The organism is uncultured Luteimonas sp. (assembly GCF_947492465.1).
Lineage (GTDB): Bacteria > Pseudomonadota > Gammaproteobacteria > Xanthomonadales > Xanthomonadaceae > Luteimonas.
In genome coordinates, this window is sequence record NZ_CANLNF010000012.1 from 22,330 (window position 1) to 47,380 (window position 25,051).

Below are 25,051 nucleotides of genomic sequence, written 5' to 3' on the forward strand. Positions count from 1 at the left end.
CGCGGCACCGACGGAACGGGCCGGTGCGCCAGGTCAGGACCGGCGCGCCACGTTGCTGCCGGCGGCCGTTGCTTGCAAGGGAAACCGGATGCCCATGCGGGTGGCGCGCGCTGCCCTCCGCCCGCCTCCGCGGCAGCGGAGAGGTACAATCGCAGGGGTCCGTCACCGCCCCGGAGTCACGATGTTTTCCCGCCAAGCCCGTATCGAAGGCTACGACCCTGAACTCGCCGCGGCGATCGCTTCGGAGGTCCGGCGCCAGGAAGACCATGTCGAGCTGATCGCGTCGGAAAACTACGCCAGCCCGCGGGTGATGGAGGCGCAGGGCAGCCAGCTGACCAACAAGTACGCCGAAGGCTACCCGGGCAAGCGCTACTACGGCGGTTGCGAATACGTCGACGTGGCGGAGCAGCTCGCCATCGACCGGCTCAAGGCGCTGTTCGGCGCCGACTACGGCAACGTGCAGCCGCATTCGGGCTCGCAGGCCAACCAGGCGGTGTACTTCGCGCTGCTGCAGCCGGGCGACACCATTCTCGGGATGTCGCTGGCGCACGGTGGCCATCTCACCCACGGCGCCAAGGTCAACGCCTCGGGCAAGCTGTTCAACGCGGTGCAGTACGGCGTGAACGACGCCGGCCTGATCGACTACGACCAGGTCGAGAAGCTGGCGCTCGAGCACAGGCCGAAGATGGTGGTCGCCGGCTTCAGCGCCTATTCGCAGAAGATCGACTGGGCGCGTTTCCGCGCCATCGCCGACAAGGTCGGCGCGCTGCTGTTCGTCGACATGGCGCACGTGGCCGGCCTGGTCGCCGCGGGCGTGTATCCCAACCCGGTGCCGCATGCGCACGTGGTCACCTCGACTACGCACAAGACCCTGCGCGGCCCGCGCGGCGGCGGCATCGTCGCCTCGAAGGAGGGCGCCGGCGAGCAGTTCGACGAGATCACCAAGAAGCTGCAGTCGATCGTGTTCCCCGGCATCCAGGGCGGGCCGCTGATGCACGTCATCGCCGCCAAGGCCGTCGCCTTCAAGGAGGCGCTGGAGCCGGAGTTCAAGGCCTACCAGGCGCAGGTCGTCAGGAACGCGCAGGCGATGGCCCGGACAATCATCGAGCGTGGCTACAAGATCGTCTCCGGCGGCACCGAGAACCACCTGATGCTGGTCGACATGATCGGCAAGCCGATCACCGGCAAGGCGGCCGAGGAAGCGCTGGGCAAGGCGCACATCACGGTCAACAAGAACGCGGTCCCCAACGATCCGCAGAAGCCCTTCGTCACTTCGGGCCTGCGCATCGGTACGCCGGCGGTCACCACCCGCGGCTATGGCGAGCAGGACTGCATCGACCTGGCCAACTGGATCTGCGACGTGCTCGACGCGCCGCAGGACGAGGCGGTGCTGGCACGCGTGCGCGACAGCGTCACGCGGCAGTGCCGGCAGTTCCCGGTCTATGGTTGAGATGCGGGGATCCGGGATTCCGTATCCGGGACGCGAAGCAGCGCCCCGGGTCACGGCTTTTCCGAATCCCCAATCACTAATGTCCAGTCCCGAAGCCTGATGCATTGCCCCTTCTGCCAGCACCAGGACACCAAGGTCATCGATTCGCGCGCGTCCGACGACGGCGCGACGATCCGGCGCCGGCGCGAGTGCGAGGCCTGCGGCGAACGCTTCAGCACGCTCGAGACCATCGAGCTCAAGCTGCCAGCCATCATCAAGGACGACGGCCGGCGCGAGCCGTTCGATGCGCGCAAGCTGCGCACCAGCATGGACCGCGCGCTGCACAAGCGGCCAGTGTCGGAAGAACAGGTCGAGGCGGCGGTGCGCGCGGTCGTGCACCAGCTGCGCATGACCACCGAACGCGAACTGCCGTCGCGCCGCGTGGGCGAGTTCGTGATCGCCGAACTGCGCAAGCTCGACCACGTCGGTTTCGTGCGCTTCGCCTCGGTGTACCGCTCGTTCGAGGACATCACTGACTTCCGCGAGGAGCTCGACCGGCTCGAGCGCGAGCTGCCCGGTGAAGGCCAGCTGCCCCTGCTCGGCGGCGGCGACGTGGTGCCGTTCGGCAAGCCCGGCGGCAAGGGCCGCAAGCGTTGATGCGACGCTCGCGGCCGGGCCGCGGATCCGCAGGGAGCCGGGCGTGCCCGGGCGAAGCGCGACGCGGGGCGTCGCCGCATCCATCCGTGACGACACAAGGCGGCTTGCATGACTGATTTCAGCGCGACCGACCACGCGATGATGGCGCGCGCGCTGCGCCTGGCCGAACGTGGTGCCTGGACCACCAAACCCAATCCGATGGTCGGCTGCGTGATCGCGCAGGGCGACGAGGTGCTGGGCGAAGGCTGGCACGAACGCCATGGCGGACCGCATGCCGAGGTGGCGGCGCTGCAGGCGGTTGGCGCGCGCGCGCGCGGCGCCACGGCCTACGTCACGCTCGAGCCCTGCAACCACACCGGCCGCACCGGGCCGTGCGCGACCGCGCTGATCGACGCCGGCGTGGCGCGCGTGGTGGCGGCGATGCGCGACCCCTTTCCGCAGGTGGACGGCGCGGGGTTCGCCCGCCTGCGCGAGGCGGGCATCGCGGTCGAGGCAGGCCTGATGGAAGCGCAGGCGCGCGCGCTCAACGTCGGTTTCCTCTCGCGCGTGGAGCGCGGGCGCCCTTGGGTGCGGGTCAAGCTGGCCTGCAGCCTGGACGGCCGCACGGCCATGGCCAGCGGCGAGTCGAAGTGGATCACCGGCGAGGCCGCGCGCGCGGACGTGATGCGCTGGCGCGCGCGTGCCGGCGCGATCCTCACCGGCGCCGGCACGGTACTGGCGGACAATCCCTCGCTGACGGTGCGCCTGGACGAGGTACGCGAATTCGTGCCGCCGCTGCGCGTGGTGCTCGATCCGGGCCTGGCCACGGTGGCGCGCGGGCGGGTGCGCGAAGGCGATGCGCCGACCCTGTACCTGCACGCGCCGGACGTCAAGCCGCCGCGCGACCTGGTGGCCGACCGCGCACCGGTCGCGGTGAAGGCCGGCGTGTTCGACCTGGCGGCCGTACTGGCGCTGCTGGCGCAACGCGGGATCAACGAGGTCCACGTGGAGACGGGCGCCACCCTCGCCGGCGCCCTGCTCAAGGCCGGGCTGGTGGACGAACTGCTGCTGTACGTCGCGCCGGTGCTGCTGGGCGACACCGCGCGTCCGCTGTTCGGCGGGCTGGGCTTCACCGAGATGGCGCAGACCCTGCACATGCGCACCCTCGACAGCCGCCGCGTCGGCGACGACCTGCGGCTGCTGCTGCGCCCGGCCGGCACCTGAGGCGGGCAGCGGATGCGCACCGCGCGCCGCGCGCCGGGCAGGCCCGCTCCGGGCAAGGCGGAGGCATGAGCCGAGCGGACTTCAAGGACCATTTCTCCGCGGTCGCGCAGGACTATGCGCGGGCGCGTCCCGGCTATCCGGAGGCGCTGTTCGACTGGATCGCCGCGCAGGCACCGGCCCGCGACCTGGCCTGGGAGGCGGGCTGCGGCAGCGGGCAGGCCTCGCGCGGGCTGGCGGCGCGCTTCGCGGCAGTGCACGCCAGCGACGCCAGCGCCAGGCAGATCGCACAGGCCAGCGCGCCCGCCAACGTCCACTTCGCGATCGAGCCCGCCGAGCACTGCAGCCTGGCCGATGCCAGCGCGGACGTGGCCTGCGTGGCGCAGGCCATGCACTGGTTCGACACGCCCGCGTTCTTCGCCGAGTGCACGCGCGTGCTGCGACCCGGCGGACTGCTGGTGGCCTGGAGCTACGACGGCCTGCGCGTGCCGGAACCGGTGGCCGGGGCCGTGGCCGCGTTCTCGCGCGAGATCCTGCCCTGGTGGCCGGAAGAACGCGGCCTGGTGGGCGCGGCCTATGCCGGCTTCGACTGGCCGTTCGACGCGGTCGAGGCGCCTGCCTTTCCGCTCGAAGCCGACTGGCCACTGGCGCGGCTGCTGGGCTACTTCTCCAGCTACTCGGCGACGCGCCGCATGCGCGCGGCGACCGGGATCGACCCGGTGGCGGCGCATGCGCCGGCCATCGCGCGGGCCTGGGGCGATCCGGACGCCACGCGGCGGCTGCAGTGGCCGCTGTTCGTGCATGCCAGGAGGAAGCGATGACCGCCTGGGGGACCATCGGCTGCGGCGACGTCACCGAGGTCAAGAGCGGCCCGGCCCTGCAGCAGGCGCGAGGCTCCTCGCTGGTGGCGGTGATGCGCCGCGACGGGGGCCGCGCGCAGGACTACGCGCGCCGCCATGGCGTGCCGCGCTGGTACGACGATGCCGATGCGCTGATCGGCGATCCGGGGGTGGAGGCGGTGTATGTCGCCACGCCGCCTTCGACCCACGCCCGCTACGCGATCGCGGTGATGCGCGCCGGCAAGCCGGCGTATGTCGAGAAGCCGATGGCGCTGGATGCGGCCGAATGCGAGGCGATGCTGGAGGTCAGCCGCGAGACGGGCATGCCGCTGTTCGTGGCCTATTACCGGCGCGCGCTGCCGCGCTTCGCGAAGGTGCGCGAACTGCTGGCCGCGGACGCGATCGGCCGGCCGCGGCAGGTGCGGGTGTGCCTGACGCGCACGCCCGATCCGCGCCTGGCCGATCCGGCGGCGCCGCCCTGGCGCGTGCGCCCGGACATCGCTGGCGGCGGCCTGTTCGTCGACCTGGGCAGCCACACGCTCGACCTGCTCGATCACCTGTTCGGCCCGCTGCTCGGGGTGTCTGGCGAAGCGTCCTCCGCCGGCCTGTACCCGGCCGAAGACACCGTGTCGATGCGGTTCGGGTTCGCCACTGGCGTGGAAGGGCAGGGCGAGTGGTGCTTCCGCGGCCAGGCGCGGCGCGATTGCGTGGAGATCCTTGGCGACGCCGGCACCCTGCGCTTCGCCACCTTCGACGAGGTGCCGGTCGAACTCGAACGCGCCGATGGCACGCAGCGTTTCAGCATCGCCAATCCGCGCCATATCCAGCTGCCGCTGGTGGAAACGCTGGTGGCGCAGCTGCGTGGGGAAGGCGTCTGTCCCTCGACCGGCGAGTCCGCCGCGCGCACCACGCGGGTCATCGACACGGTGCTGGCGGGCTTCCGCGAGACGGCGGCGCAGCGGGCGACCCGGCCGGCGCTGCGGTAGAATGCGCGGGCCGGCGCAGGCCGGCACTCACCAATGCAGATGTCTTCAGGGCGGGGTGCAAGTCCCCACCGGCGGTAGGCGGAACGTCGCGGTCGCGACGCATCCGCGAGCCCGCGAGCGCCCGCATGCTGTTGCGCATGCGGGGTCAGCAGACCCGGTCCGAATCCGGGGCCGACGGTCATAGTCCGGATGAAAGAAGACCACCGCGCGCGGCCGTGCCGTGCGTGGCCCGCCCTTTGGGCGTTTGCCGCCATTGCGGGAAACGGACCATGTTCACGGGATTGATCCAGGGAGTCGGCACGCTGGCCTCGCGCCAGGCGCGCGGTGCCGATGCGCGCCTGCGCGTCGGCTTCGGCACGCTGGCCGCCGACGGCATCGAACTGGGCGAAAGCATCGCGGTCAACGGCGCCTGCCTCACGGTGGTGGCCTTCGACGCGACGCACTTCGAAGCCGACGTGTCGGCCGAGACCCTGTCGCTGACCACGCTGGGCGCGCTGGTCGAGGGGCGCGCGCTGAACCTGGAGCGCGCGCTGCGCATGGGCGACCGCCTCGGCGGCCACCTGGTCAGCGGCCATGTCGACGGCGTGGGCGCGGTGGCCGCGATCGACCAGGCGGCGGACGGCGCGCAGCGCTGGCGGTTCCGCGCGCCGGCGCCGCTGTCGCGCTACATCGCGCTGAAGGGTTCGATCTGCGTCGATGGCGTGAGCCTGACGGTCAACGCCGTGGACCGGGACGGCTTCGAGGTGGCGCTGGTGCCGCACACGCTGGCCCACACTGCGTTCCCGCAGACCGCGCAGGACGACCCGGTCAACCTCGAGGTCGACCTGCTGGCGCGGCACGTGGAGCGGCTGCTGGCCGCGTGCATGGAGGAGACGGCATGAGCTTCGCCCCGGTCCCGGAACTGCTGGAGGAAATCCGCAACGGCCGCATGGTGGTGATCGTCGACGACGAGGACCGCGAGAACGAAGGCGACCTGATCATGGCCGCCGAGCTGGTTCGGCCCTCGGACATCAATTTCATGGTCACCCATGCGCGGGGCCTGGTGTGCCTGTCGCTGACCCGCGAGCGCTGCCGCCAGCTGGGCCTGCCGCCGATGGTGCAGTCCAACACCTCGCGCCACCGCACCAACTTCACGGTGAGCATCGAGGCGGCGGAGGGCGTGACCACCGGCATTTCCGCCTACGACCGCGCCCACACCATCCGCACCGCGGTGCGGCCGGACGCGCAGCCCGACGACCTCTCGCAGCCCGGCCACATCTTTCCGCTGATGGCCGAGCCCGGCGGCGTGCTCGCGCGCAGCGGCCACACCGAAGCCGCCGCCGACCTGTCGCGCCTGGCCGGACTGGAACCGGCGGGCGTGCTGGTCGAGATCCTCAACCCCGACGGCAGCATGGCGCGGCGTCCGGAACTGGAGGTGTTCGCGCGCGAGCACGGCCTGAAGATCGGCTCGATCGAGGACCTGATCCGCCACCGGCTGGAAACCGAGCACACCGTCGAGCGCGTGGACGAGCGCGACATCGACACGCCGCATGGCCCGTTCCGGCTGGTCACCTACCGCGACCGCGTCGGCCACGCCCTGCATTTCGCGCTGGTGCGCGGAACGCCGGAGGCCGCGCGCGCCTCGCTGGTGCGGGTGCAGCCGCAGAACCCGCTGGCCGATGCGCTGCACTGGCGTCGCGGCGACTTCGGCCCGGCTACCGGCGACGTGCTGGCGATGCTGGCCGCGGACGGGGGCGGGGCGCTGGTGCTGCTCGACGAACCGCACGATCCCGAGGCGCTGCTGGCGCGCATCCGCGCCGCCGGCGTGGCGGCGACGCCGTCCAAAGCCGGCGCCGCGGGCGAATGGCGCCGCAACGGCGCCGGCTCGCAGATCCTGCACGACCTCGGCTTCGGCCGCCTGCGCGTGCTGGGCACGCCGCGCAGGCAGGTGGGCCTGGCCGGGTTCGGGCTCGAGATCGTGGAGTACGTGGCGCCGTAGCGGCCGGCCCGGGCCCTCCCCGCCAACCGGGAAGGGCCAACAGGGCCGGCGCCCGTGCCCTCGCGACGGTGGAATGTCCCCGGGCGCGATGGCGGATCGCCGCTGCGCCGGGCTCGCCGACCGGCCCCTACGCCGCCCGCGCTAGAATTCCCTCCCCATTTCCGGAACCTTCCCAGGCATGAGCCACTACGAAGGCGACCTGCGCGCCCCAGCCGGCGCGCGCTTCGCGATCATCGCCAGCCGCTGGAACCCGCGCATTACCGATTCGCTGGTGGCCGGCGCGCGCAAGGCCTTCGCCGACCACGGCGTGGGCGAGGCGGCGGTGGACGTGGTGCGGGTGCCCGGTGCCTGGGAGATTCCGCTGGCCGCGCGCCGGCTCGCGGCGGGCGGCGGGCATTGCGCCATCGTCGCGCTGGGCTGCGTGGTGCGCGGCGACACCCGCCATTTCGAACAGGTGGCCGATGGCTGCAGCGAGGCGCTGATGCGGGTGGCGCTGGACCACGGCGTGCCGGTGGCCAACGGCGTGCTCGCCGTGGACGTGCACGAGGATGCCGAGCGCCGCGCGGGCGGCAGCCATGGCAACAAGGGCGAGGAGTGCGCACTGGTGGCGATCGAGATGGCGAACCTGCAGGAGAAGCTGGCATGAGCCGCGGGCCGCAGCGCCGCGACGGCGTCGATCCGGTCGCGCGCACGCGCTCGCGCCGGCGTGCGCTGCAGGCGGTGTACGCGATGCAGCTCTCGGGCGTGGACGCGACGAACGCGATCGCGCAGTTCGCCCACGAGCAGGCGCACGAAGTCGCCGACCTGGAGTATTTCGAGGACCTGGTGCGCGGCGTCAGCCAGCATCGCAAGACGCTGGATGCCTCGCTGCTGCCGTTCCTGGACCGCACCATCGACGAGGTCGACCCGATCGAGCGCGCGATGCTGCGCATCGCCGCATACGAACTGCAGCACCGCCTCGACGTGCCCTACCGCGTGGTCATCGACGAGGCGTTGAAGACGGTCAAGCGCTTCGGCTCCGAACACGGCCACACCTACGTCAATGGCGTGCTCGACCACGCCGCGGCGCAGTGGCGCGCGGCCGAGGTCCAGTCGCAGCGTCCGTAGCGGCGCCGGCAGGCACGCCCTGCCTGGATGCGAGCCCCGCGCGCCGCCGGGATCACGCCGGGTGCGTGATCGCGCCGCAGTGCGTTTCTTCCCCAAACAGGCGGACCGACCGGCAGCCATGGAATTCGACCTGATCGCCCGCATCCGCCAGCGCGTCGCCACGCGCGATGACGTGGTGCTGGGCATCGGCGACGACGCGGCCCTGCTGCAGCCGCCGCCGGGCATGCAGCTGGCGGTGTCGATGGACACGCTCAACGCCGGCGTCCATTTCCCCAGCGCCACCACGCCGGCCGACATCGGCTGGAAGGCGCTTGCGGTGAATCTGTCCGACCTGGCCGCGATGGGCGCGCAACCGGCGTGGTGCACCCTGTCGCTGTCGCTGCCCGAGGCGGATGCCGGCTTCGTCGATGGATTCCTCGACGGGTTCCTCGCGCTGTCCGCGCAGCACGGCGTCGCGCTGGTCGGCGGCGATACCACCCGCGGCCCGCTGTCGGTGTGCGTGGCCGTGCACGGGTTCGTGGCTGCGGGCGCGGCGCTGCGCCGCGATGGCGCGCGCAGCGGCGACGACGTCTGGGTCACCGGCAGCCTCGGCGATGCCGCCGCCGCGCTCGCGGCGATGACCGCCGGCGCGGTGAGCGACCGCGCCATGCGCGCGCGCCTTGATCGGCCCACGCCGAGGATCGAGGCCGGGCGCGCGCTGGCCGGCATCGCGCACGCCTGCATCGACGTCTCCGACGGGCTGCTGGCCGACCTGGGGCACGTCTGCAGCGCCAGCGGCGTGGGCGCCCGGATCGAGCTCGCGGCGCTGCCGGCATCGCCGGCGCTGGCGCGGTTCGCCGCGCCGGTGCGCTGGCCCTGGCAGGCCGGCGGCGGCGACGACTACGAGCTGTGCTTCACCGCGCCGCAGTCTGCGCGCGAGGCGGTGCTGCGGGTCCTTGCCACGGCGTCGACGCCGGTCAGCCGCATCGGTGCAATCACCGACGGGCAGGGCGTCATCGCCCTCGACCCGGAGGGCCAGCCCTGGCGCGGGACGCGCGCGGGCTACACCCACTTCGCCTGAGCCGGAAGGCGGACTTCAGCGCGCCGCCACGAGTGCGGCCTGCATGCGTTCCAGCGCCTGCAGCAGCAGCGGACGCGGCAGGGCGAAGTTCATGCGCACGAAGCCCGCGCCGGCTTCGCCGCAATCGCGGCCGTCGGTCAGCGCGACGCGCGCCTCGCGCTGGAAGAAGCGCGCGGCGGTCGTCGTGGCCGGCAGCGGCAGCGCGCGGCAGTCGATCCAGGCCAGGTAGGTGCCCTGCGGCGCGACGAAGCCCGCCTGCGGCCAGTGCTCCGCGATCCAGGCCGCCAGCAGGTCGCGGTTGCGCTGCAGGTAGGCCAGCACGTGCTCCAGCCAGGGTCCGCCATCGCGATAGGCCGCGACGGAGGCGATCATTCCCAGCCCCGCCACGCCGTGCCCGGCGAGCAGGGCCATGCCGCGCCACCGCGCCAGGTCCGCGTCGCTGGTGAACACCAGCTGCGCGCACTTGAGCCCTGCGAGGTTCCAGCCCTTGGACGCGGACACGGCGGTAATCGCATGTCGCGCCGCGGCCTTGCTCACGCTGGCGTAGGGCAGGTGGCGCCGGCCGGCGAACACCAGCGGCGCGTGGATCTCGTCGGAAAACACGCGCGCGCCATGGGCTTCGACAACCTCGGCCAGGGCGCGCAGTTCGGCGGCCGCGAACACCCGCCCGGTCGGGTTGTGCGGATTGCACAGCAGCACCAGTCCGGCGCCCGCGTGCAGCGCCTGGCCGATGCCATCCAGGTCCATCGCCGAGCCATCGGCAGTGCGGCAGTGCGGGACCTCGATCACCCGGTGCCCGAGCAGTTCGAGCAGCGGACGGAACGGCATGTAGGCGGGCGTTGGCAGCACCACCGGCGTCCCGGCCGGCAGGAAGTGTCGCAGCACGGTTTCCAGCCCCCCCAGCACGTCGCCGACGGCGTGGATGCGGTCCGGATCCACCTGCCAGCCGCAGCGTGCGTCGAACCAGCGTGCGCACTGCTCCGAAAGTTCCTGCGCCAGCGCCGGGGTGGGGTAGCCGCAGCGACCGTTGTCGATCGCATCGTGCAGGGCGGCGGCCACCGCCGGCGCCGTGCCGAAATCCATCTCGGCGACGAAGGCGCCGATGCAGTCCGGGTACGCGCTCCACTTCAGTCCGCCGGCGGCGCGCAACGCGGCCTCGTCGATCCGGTCGTAGTCGCGGAACTCAGGCATCGTCGGCGCGGAAGGCATCGCGGATCCAGGTCAGGAGCGGCGCGTCGGGATCGCCGCTGGCCTCGACGACATCGAACCGGCACGGTGCGTCGCGGTGGCGCGGATGCGCGGCCAGGAACTGGCGCGCAGCCAGCACCAGCCGCCGCCGCTTGCGCGCATCCACCGACGCGGCGCCGCCGCCGAAGCGGTCGGAGCGCCGGTAGCGCACCTCGATGAAGGCCAGGGTGTCGCCGTCGAGCATCACCAGGTCGAGCTCGCCGAACCGTGCCGCGGCGTTCGCCGCGACCGCACGCAGCCCGGCGGCGGCCAGATGGCGGGCGGCCGCGGCTTCGATGGCCGCGCCGCGGCTGCGCATGTTTGTCGCGGAAGCCTGCGGTGACGGCGCCATGTTCCGTGGATCAGCCGCCGGCGCCGGCCAGCGGCACCACGATCCCGTTGCGGAACGTGGCCCAGGCAGGCATCCGCACCACGTTGCCGCCCGGATTCAGGCTGAGCCGGCCGGTCGCGCCGTCCACGCTCGCTTCCGGATCGCCCGCCAGGTGCTGCAGGTAGGCGCTGAGCAGCCAGGCGTCGTAGCCGAAGGCGAACAGCCGGGCCGCCGGCCCGCGCGCGGTGGGCAGGTCGCCGGCCAGCGTCTGCGGCGAGGGCAGGGCGGCGATGCCGCCGGTGGTCCAGGGCTCGCTGGCGAAGGCGATCCCGTCCAGCGCACGGTCCTCGTCGGGCGTACCGGTGCCGGACACCAGCTGCGAGGTGGCGACCAGCAGCTTCTGCCCCAGGCCAGCCGCGAACAGCTGCGGCGTCAGCAGCCGCGCTTCGTTGCCGCGCAGCGCGATCAGGACCGCATCGATGCCGCCTTCGCGCGATGCCGCGGCGCGCAGGGCCGGCGTCTGGTCACCCGGCTGGTCGCCGGTGATCGCCAGCGTGCCGACGATCGCCCCGCCGCCGGCCTCCAGCCGGCTGCGGAAACTGTCCACGCTGCGCAGGGCATGGTCGTCGCCATTGCTCAGCACCAGCACCTGCCGGGCATTGCGCGCGAGCAGGTAGGCCGCCGCCGCGGCGCCTTCGTCTTCCGGCGCCAGCGAGAAGTCGGCGGCGTTGTCCGGCGGCGCGGTGTTGCCGCGGTTGAGCGCCAGCAGCGGCACGGCCTGCGCGGCGTTGAACAGGCTGGACACCTCGTCGCGGCCCAGCGGGCCGACGATCTGGTCGGCGCCCTCGGCCAGCGCGCGCTCGCGCGCGCCGATCGCGCCCGACGGCGCGCCGCCGGTGTCGTAGAACACCAGCTCCGGCTTCTCGCGGCGCTCGGCGTAGTAGCCGGCCAGCAACCCGTCGCGCACCGGCGCGGCGGCCGTGGCCAGTTCGCCGCTCATGGGCAGCAGCACCGCCAGCTTGCGCGGCGGGCGGTAGCCGTCGCGGTCGCCCGCGGCGCGCGCGGGATCGAAGTTCCAGTGCGGATTGACCGCGGGCGGCGCGGGCGCTTCGCTCTCCGTGCCCGGTCCGGCGACGCGCACCGTGGTGCAGCCGGCCAGCGTCGCCGCCACGGCCGCGCCCAACATCCATTTCGACATCTGCCGCATCTACGGGCTCCGCGGGTGGACAATAGCCCCCGATTCTAGCGTCCCAACCCCGGAGAGACGATGCCAGCCGACCCAACCGGTCCGCGCGCAGCGGGCACGCTGCACGTGGTCGCCACGCCCATCGGCAACCTCGGCGACCTGTCGCCGCGCGCGCAGGAGGTCCTGCGCGACGTGGCCGCCATCTGCGCGGAGGACACGCGCCGCAGCGGCCAGCTGCTGTCCCATTTCGGCATCGCCACGCCGCTGCTGGCGCTGCACGAGCACAACGAGGAGGCGATCGCCGAACGCGTGGTGGCGCGGCTGCTGCGCGGCGAGTCCCTGGCCCTGGTCAGCGACGCCGGCACGCCGCTGGTCAGCGATCCGGGCTACCGCCTGGTGCGCGCGGCGCGCGCGGCGGGGGTGCGCGTCAGTCCGGTACCCGGCGCCTGCGCGGCGATCGCCGCACTCAGCGTGGCCGGGCTGGCCAGCGACCGCTTCGCGTTCGAAGGCTTCCTGCCGGCCAAGGCCGCGGCGCGCCGCGAGCGCCTGCGGCAGCTGGCCGCGGAGCCGCGCACCCTGGTGTTCTACGAATCCTCGCACCGGATCGTCGAGACCCTGGAGGACCTGGTGTCCGCGTTCGGTGCCGGGCGCCCGGCCGTGCTCGCGCGCGAGCTGACCAAGCTGTTCGAAACCGTGCTCGACGGCGGCGTGGCCGACCTGCTGGCCGCGGTGCAGGCCGACGACAACCAGCGCAGGGGCGAGTTCGTGCTGGTGGTCGAGGGCGCGGGCGACGATGCCGACGCGCAGCTGGCCGAGGGCCAGCGCGTGTACGCCCTGCTCAGCGCGCAGCTGCCGCCGTCGGCCGCGGCGCGACTGGCCGGCGAGATCACCGGCGCGCCACGCAAGGCGCTCTACGGAAGCTGAGCGGTTCATCCGGTCCGCGAGGCGCGTGCGACAATGCGCGCGGCGGAGTCGGCCGGACAGTCGCGTCATCCCTCGTGGATGCCGAGGAAAGTCCGGGCTCCACAGGGCACGGTGCCAGGTAACCCCTGGGCGGCGCGAGCCGACGGAAAGTGCAACAGAAAGATACCGCCTACGTCTTCTTCGGAAGGCCGGCAAGGGTGAAATGGTGCGGTAAGAGCGCACCGCGAGCCTGGCAACAGGCCGGCACGGCAAACCCCACCGGGAGCAAGACCAAATAGGGAGACCATGCCGCGGCCCGCGGTGTCTCCGGGTAGGTTGCTTGAGCGTACCGGTGACGGTGCGCCTAGAGGAATGACTGTCCACGACAGAACCCGGCTTACAGGCCGGCTCCGCCACCTCTTCGTCCCTCGGAAACACAAGTGGCCAGGCTCCGCGCCTGTGCTCTCCGGTGCAGGCGGCGAGCCGCGGGGCGCGGCAGGCGTGCTCCCGCATTTGCGCGGCCGCCTGCGTGGACGACGCTCCATCATCGATCCGCGCCAAGGCGGCAGCGGCCGGGTCGCATCCGATGCCCCATGCCTGCCTGTCGGTGCCGGCCATGTTCACGGCCCGTGTGGGACGCGGCGCTAATTGGCGTCGGGCGCATGAACGGCGTCCCCGCGGGTCGCCAGCCATCCTCCGCCCCGGGCGGAGGCGCTCATTCTCAATTTTTGAGACGAATCAGCAGCTTGTGGATAAGGCTTGAACAAGTCTGTGAAGTATCGCGCAAGTCATTGACCGGATTAATGAAATTTCCACATCAAAGCTGTTGACATCCCTGTGACCCGTCCATAAGGTGGCGCTTCGTGGGGAAACCGGGAATTTCGTGGTTTTCCGATGCTGAAGCCCGCCGCAGACGGGCATCTCCGGGCAGGCAGTGGTGTTCCAGGGCGAGACCGCCATCACGATCGACGACAAGGGCCGGCTGGCGATTCCGACCAGCTACCGGGACCTCGTCGCGTCCGAATGCGGCAATCGCCTGGTCATCACCTACAACCCCTTCGAGAAGGGCTCGCTCTACATCTACCCGTTCGCCGCCTGGGAGAAGGTGCGCGACGGCGTCAACGCCCTGCCGCGGGTGAAGGAAGCCAACCGCCGCCTGCAGCTGAAGCTGGTGGGCGCGGCGGCGATCGTCGAACCCGACGGCAACGGCCGCATCGCCATCCCGGCCAGCCAGCGCGGTGCCGTGGGCATCGAGAAGAAGGCGGTGCTGCTGGGCATGGGCGACAAGTTCGAACTCTGGAGCGAGCAGGCGCACCGCGCGCAGATCGAGACGCCCCTCGGGGACGACGATTTCGGCGACGACCTGGTCGGGCTGCAGTTGTGACCGGGGGTGCTGCGGGCGCCCGCTCCGCGCACCTTCCGGTGATGTTCGAGCAGGTCATGGAAGGGCTGCGCGTGGTCGAGGACGGCACGTATCTGGACGGCACGTTCGGGCGCGGCGGACACGCGCGCGGCGTGCTGGAACGCTTGGCAGGCGGAGGCAGGCTGCTGCTGATGGACAAGGATCCCGAAGCGGTTGCGGTGGCCGAACGCGAGTTCGGCGCGGACGCGCGCGTCGCGATCCGCCGCGGCAGCTTCGCCGAGCTCGGCAGTTGGGACGCCGCCCGCGCGGGCCTGGACGGCGTGCTGCTGGACCTGGGCGTGTCGTCGCCGCAGCTGGACGTGGCCGGCCGCGGCTTCAGCTTCGGCAAGGACGGCCCGCTGGACATGCGCATGGATCCCGACAGCGGCGAGAGCGCCGCGCAGTGGCTGGCCCGCGCCGACGAGCGCGAGATCGCCGACGTGCTGTGGACCTATGGCGAGGAGCGCATGAGCCGGCGCATCGCGCGCGCCATCGTCGCGCACCGCGCCACCCGGCCGCTGGCGCGCACCACCGAGCTGGCCGACCTCATCGCCTCGGTGGTGCCGCGCGGGCGCCACGACATCCATCCGGCGACCCGGTCGTTCCAGGCCATCCGCATCCACGTCAACCGCGAGCTCGAGGACCTCGAGCGCGGGCTGGCGGCCGCGCACGACGCGCTCAGGCCGGGCGGACGGCTGGCGGTGATCAGCTTCCATTCGCTCGAGGACCGAATCGTCAAGCGCTTCATCGCCACCCACGCCAAGGCGCCGCCCGGCAACCGGCGCCTGCCCGAGGCGACCGGTTTCGTGCCGACGCTGTGCGCGATCGGCGCAGCGGCCAAAGCGCGCCCCGACGAACTCGCCGGCAACCCGCGCGCGCGCAGCGCGGTACTGCGGGTGGCCGAGAAGCTGGCGGCCGGCGCCGAGGCGCGGCCATGACCCGGCTCGCCGCCGCCGTGCTGGTGATCGCCTGCGTGATCTCCGCGATCGGCGTGGTATACGCGCGCCACCAGCATCGCGAACTCTACGTGCAGCTGACCCGCCTGGAGCGCGAGCGCGACGAGCTCAACATCGAGTTCGGCCGGCTGCAGCTGGAGCAGGCCACCTGGGCCGAGAGCAACCGCATCGACCAGGTGGCGCGCACGCGGCTGGGCATGAAGTTCCCGGCTGCCGGCGAAATCGTGGTGGTGCAGCCGTGAGGTTCGTCAGGACCAGTGGCGGCTCGGCCAAGAAGCCGCGCCCGCGCGCGCAGTTCAACCTGCGTGGCCGGCTGATGCTGGTAGCCGGCGCGATGGGGCTGTGCGCGGTGGCGCTGGTGGTGCGCGCGGTCGACCTGCAGCTGGTCGACAACGCCTTCTACCAGCAGAAGGCCGATGCGCGCTTCCTGCGCGAGGTGGCGATCCCGACCTCGCGCGGCATGATCACCGACCGCAACGGCGAGCCGCTGGCCGTTTCCTCGCCGGTCGAATCGCTGTATGCCAATCCGCAGGAGCTGGCCAACAATCCGGCTGCGATCGCGCGCCTGGCCGAGGCCACCGAGCTGCCGCTGGACTACCTGACGCGCTACGTCTCGCAGCGCAGCGACAAGGAGTTCATGTACGTGCCGCGGCATCGCCGGATCAATCCGGCGGTGGCGCAGAAGATCCTGGCGTTGAAGATCCCGGGCGTGTTCTCGCAGCGAGAGTTCCGCCGCTTCTACCCGCAGGGCGAGGCCGTCGCGCACGTGCTGGGCTTCACCAACATCGACGACCAGGGCCAGGAGGGCGTGGAGCTGGCGTTCGACGAATGGCTGCGCGGCACCCCCGGCGCGCAGAAGGTGATTCGCGACCGCCACGGCCGCATCGTCGAGCACGTCGACCTGATCCGCCCGGCCGAGCCGGGCAAGGACCTGGTGCTGAGCATCGACCGCCGCATCCAGTTCCTGGCCTACCGCGAGCTCAAGCGCACCCTGCTCGAAACCGGCGCCGCCAGCGGTTCGGTGGTGATCCTGGACGTGGCCACCGGCGAAGTGCTGGCGATGGCCAACCTGCCCTCGTACAACAACAACCGGGTCAGCGGCGAGAACCGCGACGCCTACCGCAACCGCGCGGTGACCGACCTGCTCGAGCCCGGTTCGACGATGAAGCCGCTCACCGTCGCCGCGGGCCTCGAGGCGGGCGTGATCACGCCGACCACGCGTTTCGACACCAGCCCGGGCTGGATCCCGAACGGGCGCTACCGCACCAGCGACTTCAAGAACTACGGCGTGCTGGACACCACCGGCATCATCACCAAGAGCTCCAACGTGGGCGTGTCGAAGATCGTCAAGCTGTTGCCCGACGCGCAGTTCGACGCGTTCCTGCGCCGCTTCGGTTTCGGCACCAGTACCGGCAGCGGCTTCCCCGGCGAGGCGCCCGGCACCTTTCCACCGCCCGAGCGCTGGAGCGGCACGCACAAGCAGACGCTGTCATACGGCTACGGCCTGTCGGTCACCCCGCTGCAGATCGCGCGTGCCTACGCCGCGCTGGGCAACGGCGGCCGGCTGGTGACGCCGACCTTCGTCAAGGGCGGCCACAGCGGCGATACGCAGCAGGCGCTGGACCCGCAGGTGGCCGCGCAGGTGATGCGGATGATGCAGACCGTCACCGAGCCCGGCGGCACCGCCACCCGCGCCGCGATCCTGGGCTACCACGTGGCCGGCAAGACCGGCACCGCGCGCAAGTCCTCGGGCGGCGGCTACTCGCGCCGCTACATCGCCTACTTCGCAGGCCTGGTGCCGGTCGAGCGGCCGCGCTTCGCCGTGACCGTGGTGGTCAACGATCCGGACACCTCCGGCGGCGGCTCGACCTATGGCGGCGGCTGGATCTCCGCGCCGCTGTTCGCGCGGGTGATGGAGGGCGCCCTGCGGCTGATGGACGTGCCGCCCGACGACATCCAGACCTGGCTGGCCGCGCAGTCGGCGGAAGAAGCCAGGCGCGCCAGGGCGACGGGCACGGCCACCGCTTCGGCGGCGCCGGTCGTGGCCCCGGTCCTGCCGGCCAGCCGCAGCGGGGCGACGCCATGAGCCGCACCATGGCGCTGGCCCAGCTGCTGCCCGACGTGGTCGGCGTGCCGGCCACGCTGCAGGTCTCGGGCCTGGTGCTCGACAGCCGCGACGTGCGTCCTGGCGATGCCTTCGTCGCGATCGGCGGCTTCGGTACCCACGGTCTGCATTTCACCGCGCAGGCGGCGCAGGCCGGTGCCGCCGCGATCCTGTTCGAACCGCCGGTGCCGGCCGACGTCCCGGCGCCGCCGGCCGATGCGATCGCCGTGCCTGGCCTGCGCGCGCGCATGGGCACGATGGCCGATGCCTTCCACGGGCACCCGTCGGCGCGGATGGCCACCATCGGCGTCACCGGCACCAGCGGCAAGACCTCGACGGTGCAGCTGCTGGCGCAGGCGCTGGAGCTGTGCGGCACGCGCGCCGGCACCATCGGCACGCTCGGCGCGGGCCTGTACGGCCAGGCGCGCGCGACCGGCTTCACCACGCCGCTGGTGCTGCAGACCCATGCGCTGCTGGCGCAGCTGCACGACGAGGGCGCGCAGGCGGTCGCGATGGAGGTCAGCTCGCATGCGCTCGACCAGGGACGCGTCGACGCGGTGCATTTCTCGGTCGGCGTGTTCACCAACCTCAGCCGCGACCACCTCGACTACCACGGCGACATGGAGACCTATGGCGCGGCCAAGGCCCGCCTGTTCGCCACGCCGGGCCTGCGCGCGGCGGTGCTCAACCTCGACGACGCGTACGGCCGCCGCCTGGCGCTGGACCTGCCCGGTTCGCTGCAGGCGATCGGCACCAGCGCGCGCGGCGCGGACGATGCCGACCTGCGCGCCACCGGAATCGAGCTCGACGCCGACGGCATCGCCTTCGACCTGCACCTCGACGGCCGCGTGCAGCGCGTGCAGTCGCCGCTGCTGGGCCGCTTCAACATCGACAACCTGCTGGCCGTGGCCGGTGTGCTGCATGCGCTCGGCCACGATGCCGGCAGCATCGCCGCCGTGCTCGGGCAGATGCAGCCGATCGCGGGCCGCATGAACCGCCTCGGCGGCGGCGACCTGCCGCTGGTGGTGATCGACTACTCGCACAAGCCCGATCCGCTGGAGCAGGCGCTCGAGTCGCTGCGCGGGCACCTGCGCGGCCGGCTGGTCTGCGTGTTCGGCTGCGGCGGCGAGCGCGACACCGGCAAGCGCCCGCAGATGGCGGCCATCGCCGAACGCCTGGCCGACGAGGTCGTGGTCACCGACGACAACCCGCGCGGCGAGGATGGCGATGCCATCGTGGCCGGGATCGTCGCGGGCTTTGCCGAACCGGGCCGGGTGATCGTGCAGCGCGACCGCCGCGCCGCGATCGTCGAGGCCATCGGCCGCGCGCGCGCCGGCGACATCGTCCTGGTCGCCGGCAAGGGCCACGAGGCCTACCAGGAAGTCGCGGGCGTGAAGCATCCCTTCGACGACGGCGTGGTCGCGCGCGAAGCGCTGGGAGGCCGCGCATGATCCCGATGCCGCTTTCGCGCATCGCGCAGTGGACCCAGGGCCGCCTGCATGGCGACGGCGACCAGCTGATCGACGCGGTCGAGACCGACACCCGCACGCTCGACACGCGCGATGGTCGCGCGGCGCTGTTCGTCGCGCTCAAGGGCGCCAACTTCGACGGCCACGAGCATGTCGCCGCGGCGGCCGGGCGCGGCGCGCGCGCCGCGCTGGTCTCGCGCGCGGTCGACGCGCCGCTGCCGCAGATCCTGGTCGCCGATACCGAGCGCGCGCTGGCCGCGCTGGCGGCCGCGCTGCAGCGTCCGCGCACCGGCAAGGTGGTCGGCATCACCGGCAGCAACGGCAAGACCAGCGTCAAGCAGCTGGTCCATGGCATCGTCTCGCGCTCGCTGCGCGCCTATGCCAACCCCGGCAACCGCAACAACGAGATCGGGCTGCCGCTGGCGGTGATCGACGCGCCCGAGGATGCCGAGGTGGCCATCTACGAGATGGGCGCCGGCAAGCCCGGCGACATCGCCTACCTGACCGCGATCGCGCGGCCCGACGTCGCCCTGGTCAACAATGTCGCGCCCGCGCACCTGGAGCGCATGCACAGCCTGCTCGGCATCGCCGACACCAAGGCCGCGATCTACGACGCCCTGCCGCACGACGGCGTGGCGGTGATCAACGCCGACGATGCGTTCGCACCGTACTTCGCCGAGCGCGCGCACGGCCGTCGCCTGATCCGCTTCGGCCTGGAAGCCAGTGCCGACGTGACCGCGCGTCAACTGCAACTGGATGCGGATGGCTCGCGTTTCATGCTTGTCGCGCCGATGGGCGAAACGCCGGTGTCGCTGCCGCTGGCCGGCCGCCACAACGTCGCCAACGCGCTGGCGGCGGCCTCGATCGCGCTGGCGCTGGGCATCGGCATCGATGCGATCGGGCAGGCGCTGGCGCAGGCGCGTCCGGTGCAGGGCCGGCTGGTGCGCCATCGCCTGGCCGGCGGCGCGATCCTGATCGACGACAGCTACAACGCCAATCCCGGATCGCTCAACGCCGCGATCGACACGCTGGCGGCCGGCGGCGGCGATGCCTGGCTGGTGCTGGGCGACATGCGCGAGCTGGGCACCGATGCCCTCGACCTGCACGCCGAGGCGGGCCGCCGCGCACGCCGCGCCGGCGTGGCGCGGCTCTACGCGCTGGGGCCGCTCAGCGCTGCCGCCGCGACGGCGTTCGGCGAGGGCGGGCGCCATTTCGACAACCACGATGCGCTCGCCGCAGCGCTGTCCGGGGACCTGCATCCGGAGGTGCGGATGCTGGTCAAGGGCTCGCGCGGCAGCGCCATGGACCGCATCGTCGACGCGCTGCTGGCCCGGTCAACAGGGGAACACGATGCTGCTTGAACTCACCCGCTGGCTGCAGCAGGTCGAGGGCCTGTTCGGACTGTTCGGCTACCTGACCTTCCGTGGCATCCTCGCCGCGCTGACCGCGCTTGCGCTGTCGCTGTGGTGGGGACCGGCGGTGATCCGCCGCCTCGCCCAGTACAAGGGTGGCCAGCCGATCCGCCAGGACGGCCCGCAGACGCATTTCTCCAAGGCCGGCACGCCGACCATGGGTGGCGCGCTGATCCTGTTCACCATCACCGCCTCGGTGCTGCTGTGGGGCGACCTGCGCAACAAGTACGTGTGGGTGGTGCTGCTGGTGATGGTCTGCTTCGGCGCGATCGGCTGGTACGACGACTGGATCAAGATCGTCAAGCGCGATCCCAACGGCCTGAAGTCGCGCTGGAAGTACCTGCTGCAGTCGATCTTCGGCCTGGCCGCGGGCCTGTACCTGTACCTGTACGCGGACGTGCCCGCGGCGACGACCTTCTACGTGCCGCTGTTCAAGTCGGTGGCGCTGCCGCTGGCCGGGATCAGCTTCGTGGCGATCGCCTATTTCTGGATCGTCGGATTCTCCAACGCGGTCAACCTCACCGACGGCCTCGACGGCCTGGCCATCATGCCGACAGTGCTGGTGGCCGGCGGCATCGCGGTGTTCGCCTACGCGTCGGGCCACGCCGAGTTCTCGCGCTACCTGCAGATCCCGCCGGTACCCGGCGCGGGCGAGCTGATCATCATCTGCGCGGCCATTGCCGGCGCCGGCCTCGGCTTCCTGTGGTTCAACACCTATCCGGCGATGGTGTTCATGGGCGACATCGGCGCGCTGGCCCTGGGCGCGGTGCTGGGCACCATGGCCGTGATCGTGCGCCAGGAACTGGTGCTGGTGATCATGGGCGGCATCTTCGTCATCGAGACGCTGTCGGTGATGATCCAGGTGGCTTCGTTCAAGCTCACCGGCAAGCGCGTGTTCCGGATGGCGCCGATCCACCACCACTTCGAACTCAAGGGCTGGCCGGAGCCGCGCGTGATCGTGCGCTTCTGGATCATCTCGGTGATCCTGGTGCTGGTCGGCCTCGCTACGCTGAAGGTGCGCTGATGGCCGTGACCACCGACTCCCGCGCGTTCGAAACCGCCCGCCAGGCCACGCGCCTGGACGCCATCGACGGCCGCTACGACGGCTGGCTGATCGCCATCGCCGCGACGATCGCCGCCTTCGGAGTGGTCATGGTCGCCTCCAGTTCGATCGCGGTGGCGGAGAACTTCGGCCAGGGGCCGTTCTACTTCCTCGGCCGCCACATCGTGTTCCTCGCGGTGGGCATCGCCCTGTGCGTCTTGGTGATGCGCACCGACCTGAAGCTGGTGGAGAAGTACCCGCAGGCGCTGCTGGGTGCCTGCGCGCTGATGCTGATGCTGGTGTTCGTGCCGGGGCTGGGCCACACCGTCAACGGCGCGCGGCGCTGGGTGAACCTGGGCGTGTCGAACTTCCAGATCGTGGAGGCGGTGAAGATCCTCTACCTGGTCTGGCTGGCCAGCTACCTGGTGCGCTTCCGCGACGAGGTCAACGCCGGCTGGGGCGCGATGCTCAAGCCGATCGGCGTGGCGATCGTGCTGGTGGCGCTGCTGCTCGCGCAGCCGGACTTCGGCTCGGCGACGATGCTGCTCGCGGTCACCGCCGGCATGCTGGTGCTCGGTGGCGGCCACCTCAAGCGGATGATGCTGCCGGTGCTCGGCCTGCTGCCGGCGCTGGTCGCGGTGGCGGTGATCGAGCCCTACCGGCTGCGCCGCATCACCTCGTTCTGGAATCCCTGGGACGACCAGCTCGGTGCCGGCTACCAGCTCAGCAATGCGCTGATGGCGATCGGCCGCGGCGAGCTGACCGGCGTCGGCCTCGGCGGCTCGATCCAGAAGCTGTCCTACCTGCCCGAAGCCCACACCGACTTCATCTTCAGCGTGATCGGCGAGGAGCTCGGCTTCTTCGGGCTGCTGTTCGTGATCGCGCTGTTCGCCGCGCTGGTCGGCCGCGCGCTGTGGATCGGCTATCGCTGCGTGGAGATGCGCCGTCACTTCGCCGGCTACGTCGCCTTCGGCGTGGCTCTGATGATCGGCCTGCAGAGCCTGGTGTCGATGGGCGTCAACCTCGGGCTGCTGCCGACCAAGGGGCTGACGCTGCCGCTGATCTCGTCCGGCGGCTCGAGCGTGATGATGACCTGCGTGGCGATCGGCCTGCTGCTGCGAGTGTCGTACGAGCTCGACCGCGCCCAGCGCCAGGTCGCGCGCCTGCGCGGCGAAGGCGCACGCACGGCCGCGGAGTCCGGCCCACCGCCGCCGCCCACCACCCAGCCACCGCCGTCCGCGGTGGCCAGCGCCCGCGGCACCAGCCGCCTGCGCCCGCGCATCGAGCCGACTTTCGGCGGCCTCGGGAGGAACGCATGATCCGTCGCCTGCTAGCCGCCAGCGACCTGAGCAAGGAAAGCATCGCCCGCGCGTTCTCGCGCGTGCATTTCGTCGGTATCGGCGGCGCCGGCATGAGCGGCATCGCCGAGGTGCTGTGCACCCTGGGCTACGAGGTGTCGGGCTCGGACACCGCCGACAACGCCACCACGCAGCGCCTGACCCGGCTGGGCGCGACCGTCCATCGCGGACATTCGGCGGCGAACGTGCTGGGCACCGACTGTGTGGTGGTGTCGAGCGCGATCCGCCCCGACAACCCGGAGCTGATGGAGGCGCGCTCGCAGCGCATTCCGATCGTGCCGCGCGCGGAGATGCTGGCCGAACTGATGCGGTTCCGCCGCGGCATCGCGGTGGCCGGCACGCACGGCAAGACCACCACCACCTCGCTCACCGCCAGCGTGCTGGGCGAGGGCGGGCTGGATCCGACCTTCGTGATCGGCGGCCAGCTGCTGGCCGCGGGCGCCAACGCGCGCCTGGGCGGTGGGCAGTGGCTGGTGGCCGAGGCCGACGAGAGCGACGGCAGCTTCCTGCGCCTGAACCCGCTGATCGCGGTGGTCACCAACATCGATGCCGACCATCTCGAGAACTACGGAGGCGACTTCGCGCGGGTGCAGGCGGCGTTCTCCGAGTTCCTGCACCGGCTGCCGTTCTACGGCCTGGCGGTGCTGTGCGCGGACGATCCGGAAGTGGCGAAGCTGGCTCAGGACATGCCGCGCCATGCGATGACCTATGGATTCTCCGCCGGCGCCGACGTGCGCGCCGAGGACGTGGAGCAGGGCGGCGCCGCGATGCGCTTCACCCTGTGCCTGCCCGACGGTTCGCGCACCCCGGTGACGCTGGCGCTGCCGGGCCGCCACAACGTGCTCAACGCGCTGGCGGCCTCGTCGATCGGCTGGCAGCTGGGCGTGGAGCCCGCCGCGATCGCGACCGCGCTGGAAAAGTTCGAAGGCATCGGCCGCCGCTTCAACCTGCTCGCGCAGCTGCGTACCGCGCAGGGCGCGCAGGTGCAGCTGGTGGACGACTACGGCCATCATCCCAGGGAACTGGCGGCGGTGTTCGAGGCCGCGCGCGGCGGCTGGCCCGACCACCGCCTCGTGGTCGCGTTCCAGCCGCATCGCTATACGCGCACCCGCGACCAGTTCGACGACTTCGCCGCGGTGCTGTCCGACGTCGACGCGCTGGTGCTCACCGAGGTCTACCCGGCCGGCGAAACGCCGATCGCCGGTGCCGACGCCAAGGCGCTGGCGCGTGCGATCCGCGCCCGCGGCCGCATCGACCCGGTCGTGGTCAACGGCGCGCAGGAACTGGCCGACGTGCTGCCGGACGTGCTGCAGGACGGCGACCTGCTGCTGATGATGGGGGCCGGCGACATCGGCCACGCGGCGCAGCAGCTGGCGCGCGACGGCTTCGCGGAGGTGGCCCGATGACGCCGGCCGTGCCCGCGCCGCGCTTCACCGACCCGTCCGTCTTCGGTCGCGTCGCCGTGCTGATGGGCGGCACCAGCGCCGAACGCGAGGTCTCGCTGGATTCGGGCCGCGGCGTGCTCGAGGCGCTGCGCTCGCGCGGCGTCGACGCGCAGCCGGTCGACGGGATTCCGGCGCTGGTCGATGCGATCCGCGCCGGCCGCGTCGATCGCGTGTTCAACATCCTCCACGGCAACCGCGGTGGCGGCGAGGATGGCGTGGTCCAGGGCCTGCTGCAGGCGCTGGGCGTGCCGTACACCGGCCCGGGCGTGCTCGGATCGGCGCTGACCATGGACAAGGTCCGCACCAAGCAGGTGTGGATCGCCGAAGGACTGCCGACGCCGCGCTTCGCCCGCGTGCCGGCCGGCGGCGACCTGGCGGCCGCGATCGTGCAGGTCGGGCTGCCGGCGTTCGTGAAGCCCTCGTGCGAGGGCTCGAGCGTGGGCGTCGCGCGCGTGGTGGCGCAGGCTGACGTCGCGCGGGCGGTCGAGGTCGCGCGCGGGTACGGCGGCGAGATGCTGGTCGAGGAGATGGTGGTGGGTGACGAACTCACCGTCGCCGTCCTCGGTGGCGTCGCATTGCCTTCGATCCGGATCGTGCCGGCGGGCGAGTGGTACGACTACAACGCCAAGTACATCGCCGACGACACCCAGTACCTGTGCCCGGGGCTGGACGAGGCGGGCGAGGGCGCAATCGGGGAACTGTCGCTCGCGGCCTTCGCCGCCGCCGGCTGCAGCGGCTGGGGCCGCGTCGACCTGATGCGCGAACGCGCCAGCGGTCGCCTGCTGCTGTTGGAGGTCAACACCGCGCCCGGCATGACCAGTCATTCGCTGGTGCCCAAGGCCGCCGCGCAGCTGGGCATCGACTATGCCGAGCTGTGCTGGCGCGTGCTGGAGCAGACGCTGTGAAGCCGGGATTCGGGATTCCGGAATCGGGATTCGGAAGCGCGAACGCGCCTGCGCG

The 25,051-nt window shown here is 72.0% G+C and carries 24 protein-coding genes, 1 other RNA gene and 1 riboswitch; of the genes, 22 read left to right on the forward strand and 3 right to left on the reverse strand.

The annotated features are described in order from the left end of the window. Positions 1 to 181 precede the first annotated feature (181 nt). From glyA to thiL, 10 genes are all read left to right on the forward strand, one after another. A complete protein-coding gene (gene glyA / locus Q0863_RS17335; RefSeq protein ID WP_298581390.1) occupies positions 182 to 1,450 on the forward strand; it encodes a serine hydroxymethyltransferase in 1,269 nt (422 codons plus the stop codon). Positions 1,451 to 1,549: 99 nt separating this feature from the next. Beyond that, positions 1,550 to 2,086, forward strand: coding sequence for a transcriptional regulator NrdR (gene nrdR / locus Q0863_RS17340; RefSeq protein ID WP_298581392.1), 537 nt, complete (start codon positions 1,550 to 1,552; stop codon positions 2,084 to 2,086). A 108-nt stretch (positions 2,087 to 2,194) separates the two neighbouring features. Continuing rightward, the gene (gene ribD, locus Q0863_RS17345; protein ID WP_298581394.1) at positions 2,195 to 3,289 is read left to right on the forward strand and encodes a bifunctional diaminohydroxyphosphoribosylaminopyrimidine deaminase/5-amino-6-(5-phosphoribosylamino)uracil reductase RibD; all 1,095 of its coding nucleotides are present in this window, start codon (positions 2,195 to 2,197) and stop codon (positions 3,287 to 3,289) included. A gap of 65 nt (positions 3,290 to 3,354) precedes the next feature. After that, positions 3,355 to 4,107, forward strand: coding sequence for a class I SAM-dependent methyltransferase (locus Q0863_RS17350; protein ID WP_298581396.1), 753 nt, complete (start codon positions 3,355 to 3,357; stop codon positions 4,105 to 4,107). Further along, a complete protein-coding gene (locus tag Q0863_RS17355) occupies positions 4,104 to 5,111 on the forward strand; it encodes a Gfo/Idh/MocA family oxidoreductase (RefSeq protein WP_298581398.1) in 1,008 nt (335 codons plus the stop codon). The genes Q0863_RS17350 and Q0863_RS17355 overlap by 4 nt, the downstream gene beginning before the upstream one ends. A 37-nt stretch (positions 5,112 to 5,148) precedes the next feature. Further along, positions 5,149 to 5,316: riboswitch (FMN riboswitch) on the forward strand. Between the two features lie 64 nt (positions 5,317 to 5,380). Further along, the gene (locus tag Q0863_RS17360; RefSeq protein ID WP_298581400.1) at positions 5,381 to 5,992 is read left to right on the forward strand and encodes a riboflavin synthase; all 612 of its coding nucleotides are present in this window, start codon (positions 5,381 to 5,383) and stop codon (positions 5,990 to 5,992) included. Next, positions 5,989 to 7,089 carry a 3,4-dihydroxy-2-butanone-4-phosphate synthase gene (ribB, locus tag Q0863_RS17365; protein ID WP_298581402.1) on the forward strand — a complete coding sequence of 367 codons (1,101 nt, stop codon included), beginning with the start codon at positions 5,989 to 5,991 and terminating at the stop codon, positions 7,087 to 7,089. The genes Q0863_RS17360 and ribB overlap by 4 nt, the downstream gene beginning before the upstream one ends. A 178-nt stretch (positions 7,090 to 7,267) precedes the next feature. Then, complete coding sequence (gene ribH, locus Q0863_RS17370) at positions 7,268 to 7,735, forward strand: 6,7-dimethyl-8-ribityllumazine synthase (protein WP_298581404.1); 468 nt, start codon at positions 7,268 to 7,270, stop codon at positions 7,733 to 7,735. Next, positions 7,732 to 8,196 carry a transcription antitermination factor NusB gene (nusB, locus tag Q0863_RS17375; RefSeq protein ID WP_298581406.1) on the forward strand — a complete coding sequence of 155 codons (465 nt, stop codon included), beginning with the start codon at positions 7,732 to 7,734 and terminating at the stop codon, positions 8,194 to 8,196. The genes ribH and nusB overlap by 4 nt, the downstream gene beginning before the upstream one ends. A 118-nt stretch (positions 8,197 to 8,314) precedes the next feature. Next, positions 8,315 to 9,256: a thiamine-phosphate kinase gene (thiL, locus tag Q0863_RS17380; protein WP_298581408.1), complete on the forward strand. Its 942-nt coding sequence runs from the start codon at positions 8,315 to 8,317 to the stop codon at positions 9,254 to 9,256. A gap of 15 nt (positions 9,257 to 9,271) precedes the next feature. On the opposite strand, the gene Q0863_RS17385 is transcribed toward thiL, so the two are convergent. From Q0863_RS17385 to Q0863_RS17395, 3 genes are read right to left on the reverse strand one after another with little or no spacing between them, the layout of a single operon-like run. Further along, the gene (locus Q0863_RS17385) at positions 9,272 to 10,447 is read right to left on the reverse strand and encodes an aminotransferase class I/II-fold pyridoxal phosphate-dependent enzyme (protein ID WP_298581410.1); all 1,176 of its coding nucleotides are present in this window, start codon (positions 10,445 to 10,447) and stop codon (positions 9,272 to 9,274) included. Beyond that, positions 10,440 to 10,802 carry a YraN family protein gene (locus Q0863_RS17390; protein ID WP_298581413.1) on the reverse strand — a complete coding sequence of 121 codons (363 nt, stop codon included), beginning with the start codon at positions 10,800 to 10,802 and terminating at the stop codon, positions 10,440 to 10,442. Before Q0863_RS17390 ends, Q0863_RS17385 begins: the two co-directional genes overlap by 8 nt. Before the next feature lie 43 nt (positions 10,803 to 10,845). Beyond that, complete coding sequence (locus tag Q0863_RS17395) at positions 10,846 to 12,012, reverse strand: penicillin-binding protein activator (RefSeq protein ID WP_298581415.1); 1,167 nt, start codon at positions 12,010 to 12,012, stop codon at positions 10,846 to 10,848. A gap of 69 nt (positions 12,013 to 12,081) precedes the next feature. On the opposite strand from Q0863_RS17395, the gene rsmI reads away from it, so the two are divergent. The 12 genes from rsmI to Q0863_RS17455 all read left to right on the forward strand — a co-directional run bounded on the left by rsmI (position 12,082) and on the right by Q0863_RS17455 (position 24,996). After that, positions 12,082 to 12,924 carry a 16S rRNA (cytidine(1402)-2'-O)-methyltransferase gene (rsmI, locus tag Q0863_RS17400; protein ID WP_298581417.1) on the forward strand — a complete coding sequence of 281 codons (843 nt, stop codon included), beginning with the start codon at positions 12,082 to 12,084 and terminating at the stop codon, positions 12,922 to 12,924. Positions 12,925 to 12,968: 44 nt separating this feature from the next. Further along, positions 12,969 to 13,319: RNase P RNA component class A (gene rnpB, locus Q0863_RS17405), an RNA gene on the forward strand. Positions 13,320 to 13,840: 521 nt separating this feature from the next. Beyond that, a complete protein-coding gene (mraZ, locus tag Q0863_RS17410; RefSeq protein ID WP_298581419.1) occupies positions 13,841 to 14,287 on the forward strand; it encodes a division/cell wall cluster transcriptional repressor MraZ in 447 nt (148 codons plus the stop codon). Further along, complete coding sequence (gene rsmH, locus Q0863_RS17415) at positions 14,284 to 15,243, forward strand: 16S rRNA (cytosine(1402)-N(4))-methyltransferase RsmH (protein ID WP_298581421.1); 960 nt, start codon at positions 14,284 to 14,286, stop codon at positions 15,241 to 15,243. The genes mraZ and rsmH overlap by 4 nt, the downstream gene beginning before the upstream one ends. Further along, positions 15,240 to 15,503, forward strand: a complete 264-nt coding sequence (ftsL, locus tag Q0863_RS17420) for a cell division protein FtsL (protein WP_298581423.1) — start codon at positions 15,240 to 15,242, stop codon at positions 15,501 to 15,503. Before rsmH ends, ftsL begins: the two co-directional genes overlap by 4 nt. Positions 15,504 to 15,577: 74 nt before the next feature. Continuing rightward, positions 15,578 to 17,347 carry a penicillin-binding protein 2 gene (locus Q0863_RS17425; protein ID WP_345780532.1) on the forward strand — a complete coding sequence of 590 codons (1,770 nt, stop codon included), beginning with the start codon at positions 15,578 to 15,580 and terminating at the stop codon, positions 17,345 to 17,347. Then, positions 17,344 to 18,816, forward strand: a complete 1,473-nt coding sequence (locus tag Q0863_RS17430) for a UDP-N-acetylmuramoyl-L-alanyl-D-glutamate--2,6-diaminopimelate ligase (protein ID WP_298581424.1) — start codon at positions 17,344 to 17,346, stop codon at positions 18,814 to 18,816. The genes Q0863_RS17425 and Q0863_RS17430 overlap by 4 nt, the downstream gene beginning before the upstream one ends. Beyond that, positions 18,813 to 20,195, forward strand: a complete 1,383-nt coding sequence (gene murF / locus Q0863_RS17435) for a UDP-N-acetylmuramoyl-tripeptide--D-alanyl-D-alanine ligase (protein WP_298581426.1) — start codon at positions 18,813 to 18,815, stop codon at positions 20,193 to 20,195. The genes Q0863_RS17430 and murF overlap by 4 nt, the downstream gene beginning before the upstream one ends. After that, positions 20,185 to 21,270: a phospho-N-acetylmuramoyl-pentapeptide-transferase gene (gene mraY, locus Q0863_RS17440; RefSeq protein ID WP_298581428.1), complete on the forward strand. Its 1,086-nt coding sequence runs from the start codon at positions 20,185 to 20,187 to the stop codon at positions 21,268 to 21,270. Before murF ends, mraY begins: the two co-directional genes overlap by 11 nt. Beyond that, positions 21,270 to 22,607 carry a putative lipid II flippase FtsW gene (gene ftsW / locus Q0863_RS17445; RefSeq protein WP_298581430.1) on the forward strand — a complete coding sequence of 446 codons (1,338 nt, stop codon included), beginning with the start codon at positions 21,270 to 21,272 and terminating at the stop codon, positions 22,605 to 22,607. The genes mraY and ftsW overlap by 1 nt, the downstream gene beginning before the upstream one ends. Next, entirely contained in the window at positions 22,604 to 24,052 is a 1,449-nt protein-coding gene (gene murC, locus Q0863_RS17450) for a UDP-N-acetylmuramate--L-alanine ligase (RefSeq protein ID WP_298581431.1), read from the forward strand. The genes ftsW and murC overlap by 4 nt, the downstream gene beginning before the upstream one ends. Continuing rightward, the gene (locus Q0863_RS17455; RefSeq protein ID WP_298581432.1) at positions 24,049 to 24,996 is read left to right on the forward strand and encodes a D-alanine--D-alanine ligase; all 948 of its coding nucleotides are present in this window, start codon (positions 24,049 to 24,051) and stop codon (positions 24,994 to 24,996) included. The genes murC and Q0863_RS17455 overlap by 4 nt, the downstream gene beginning before the upstream one ends. Positions 24,997 to 25,051 lie beyond the last annotated feature (55 nt).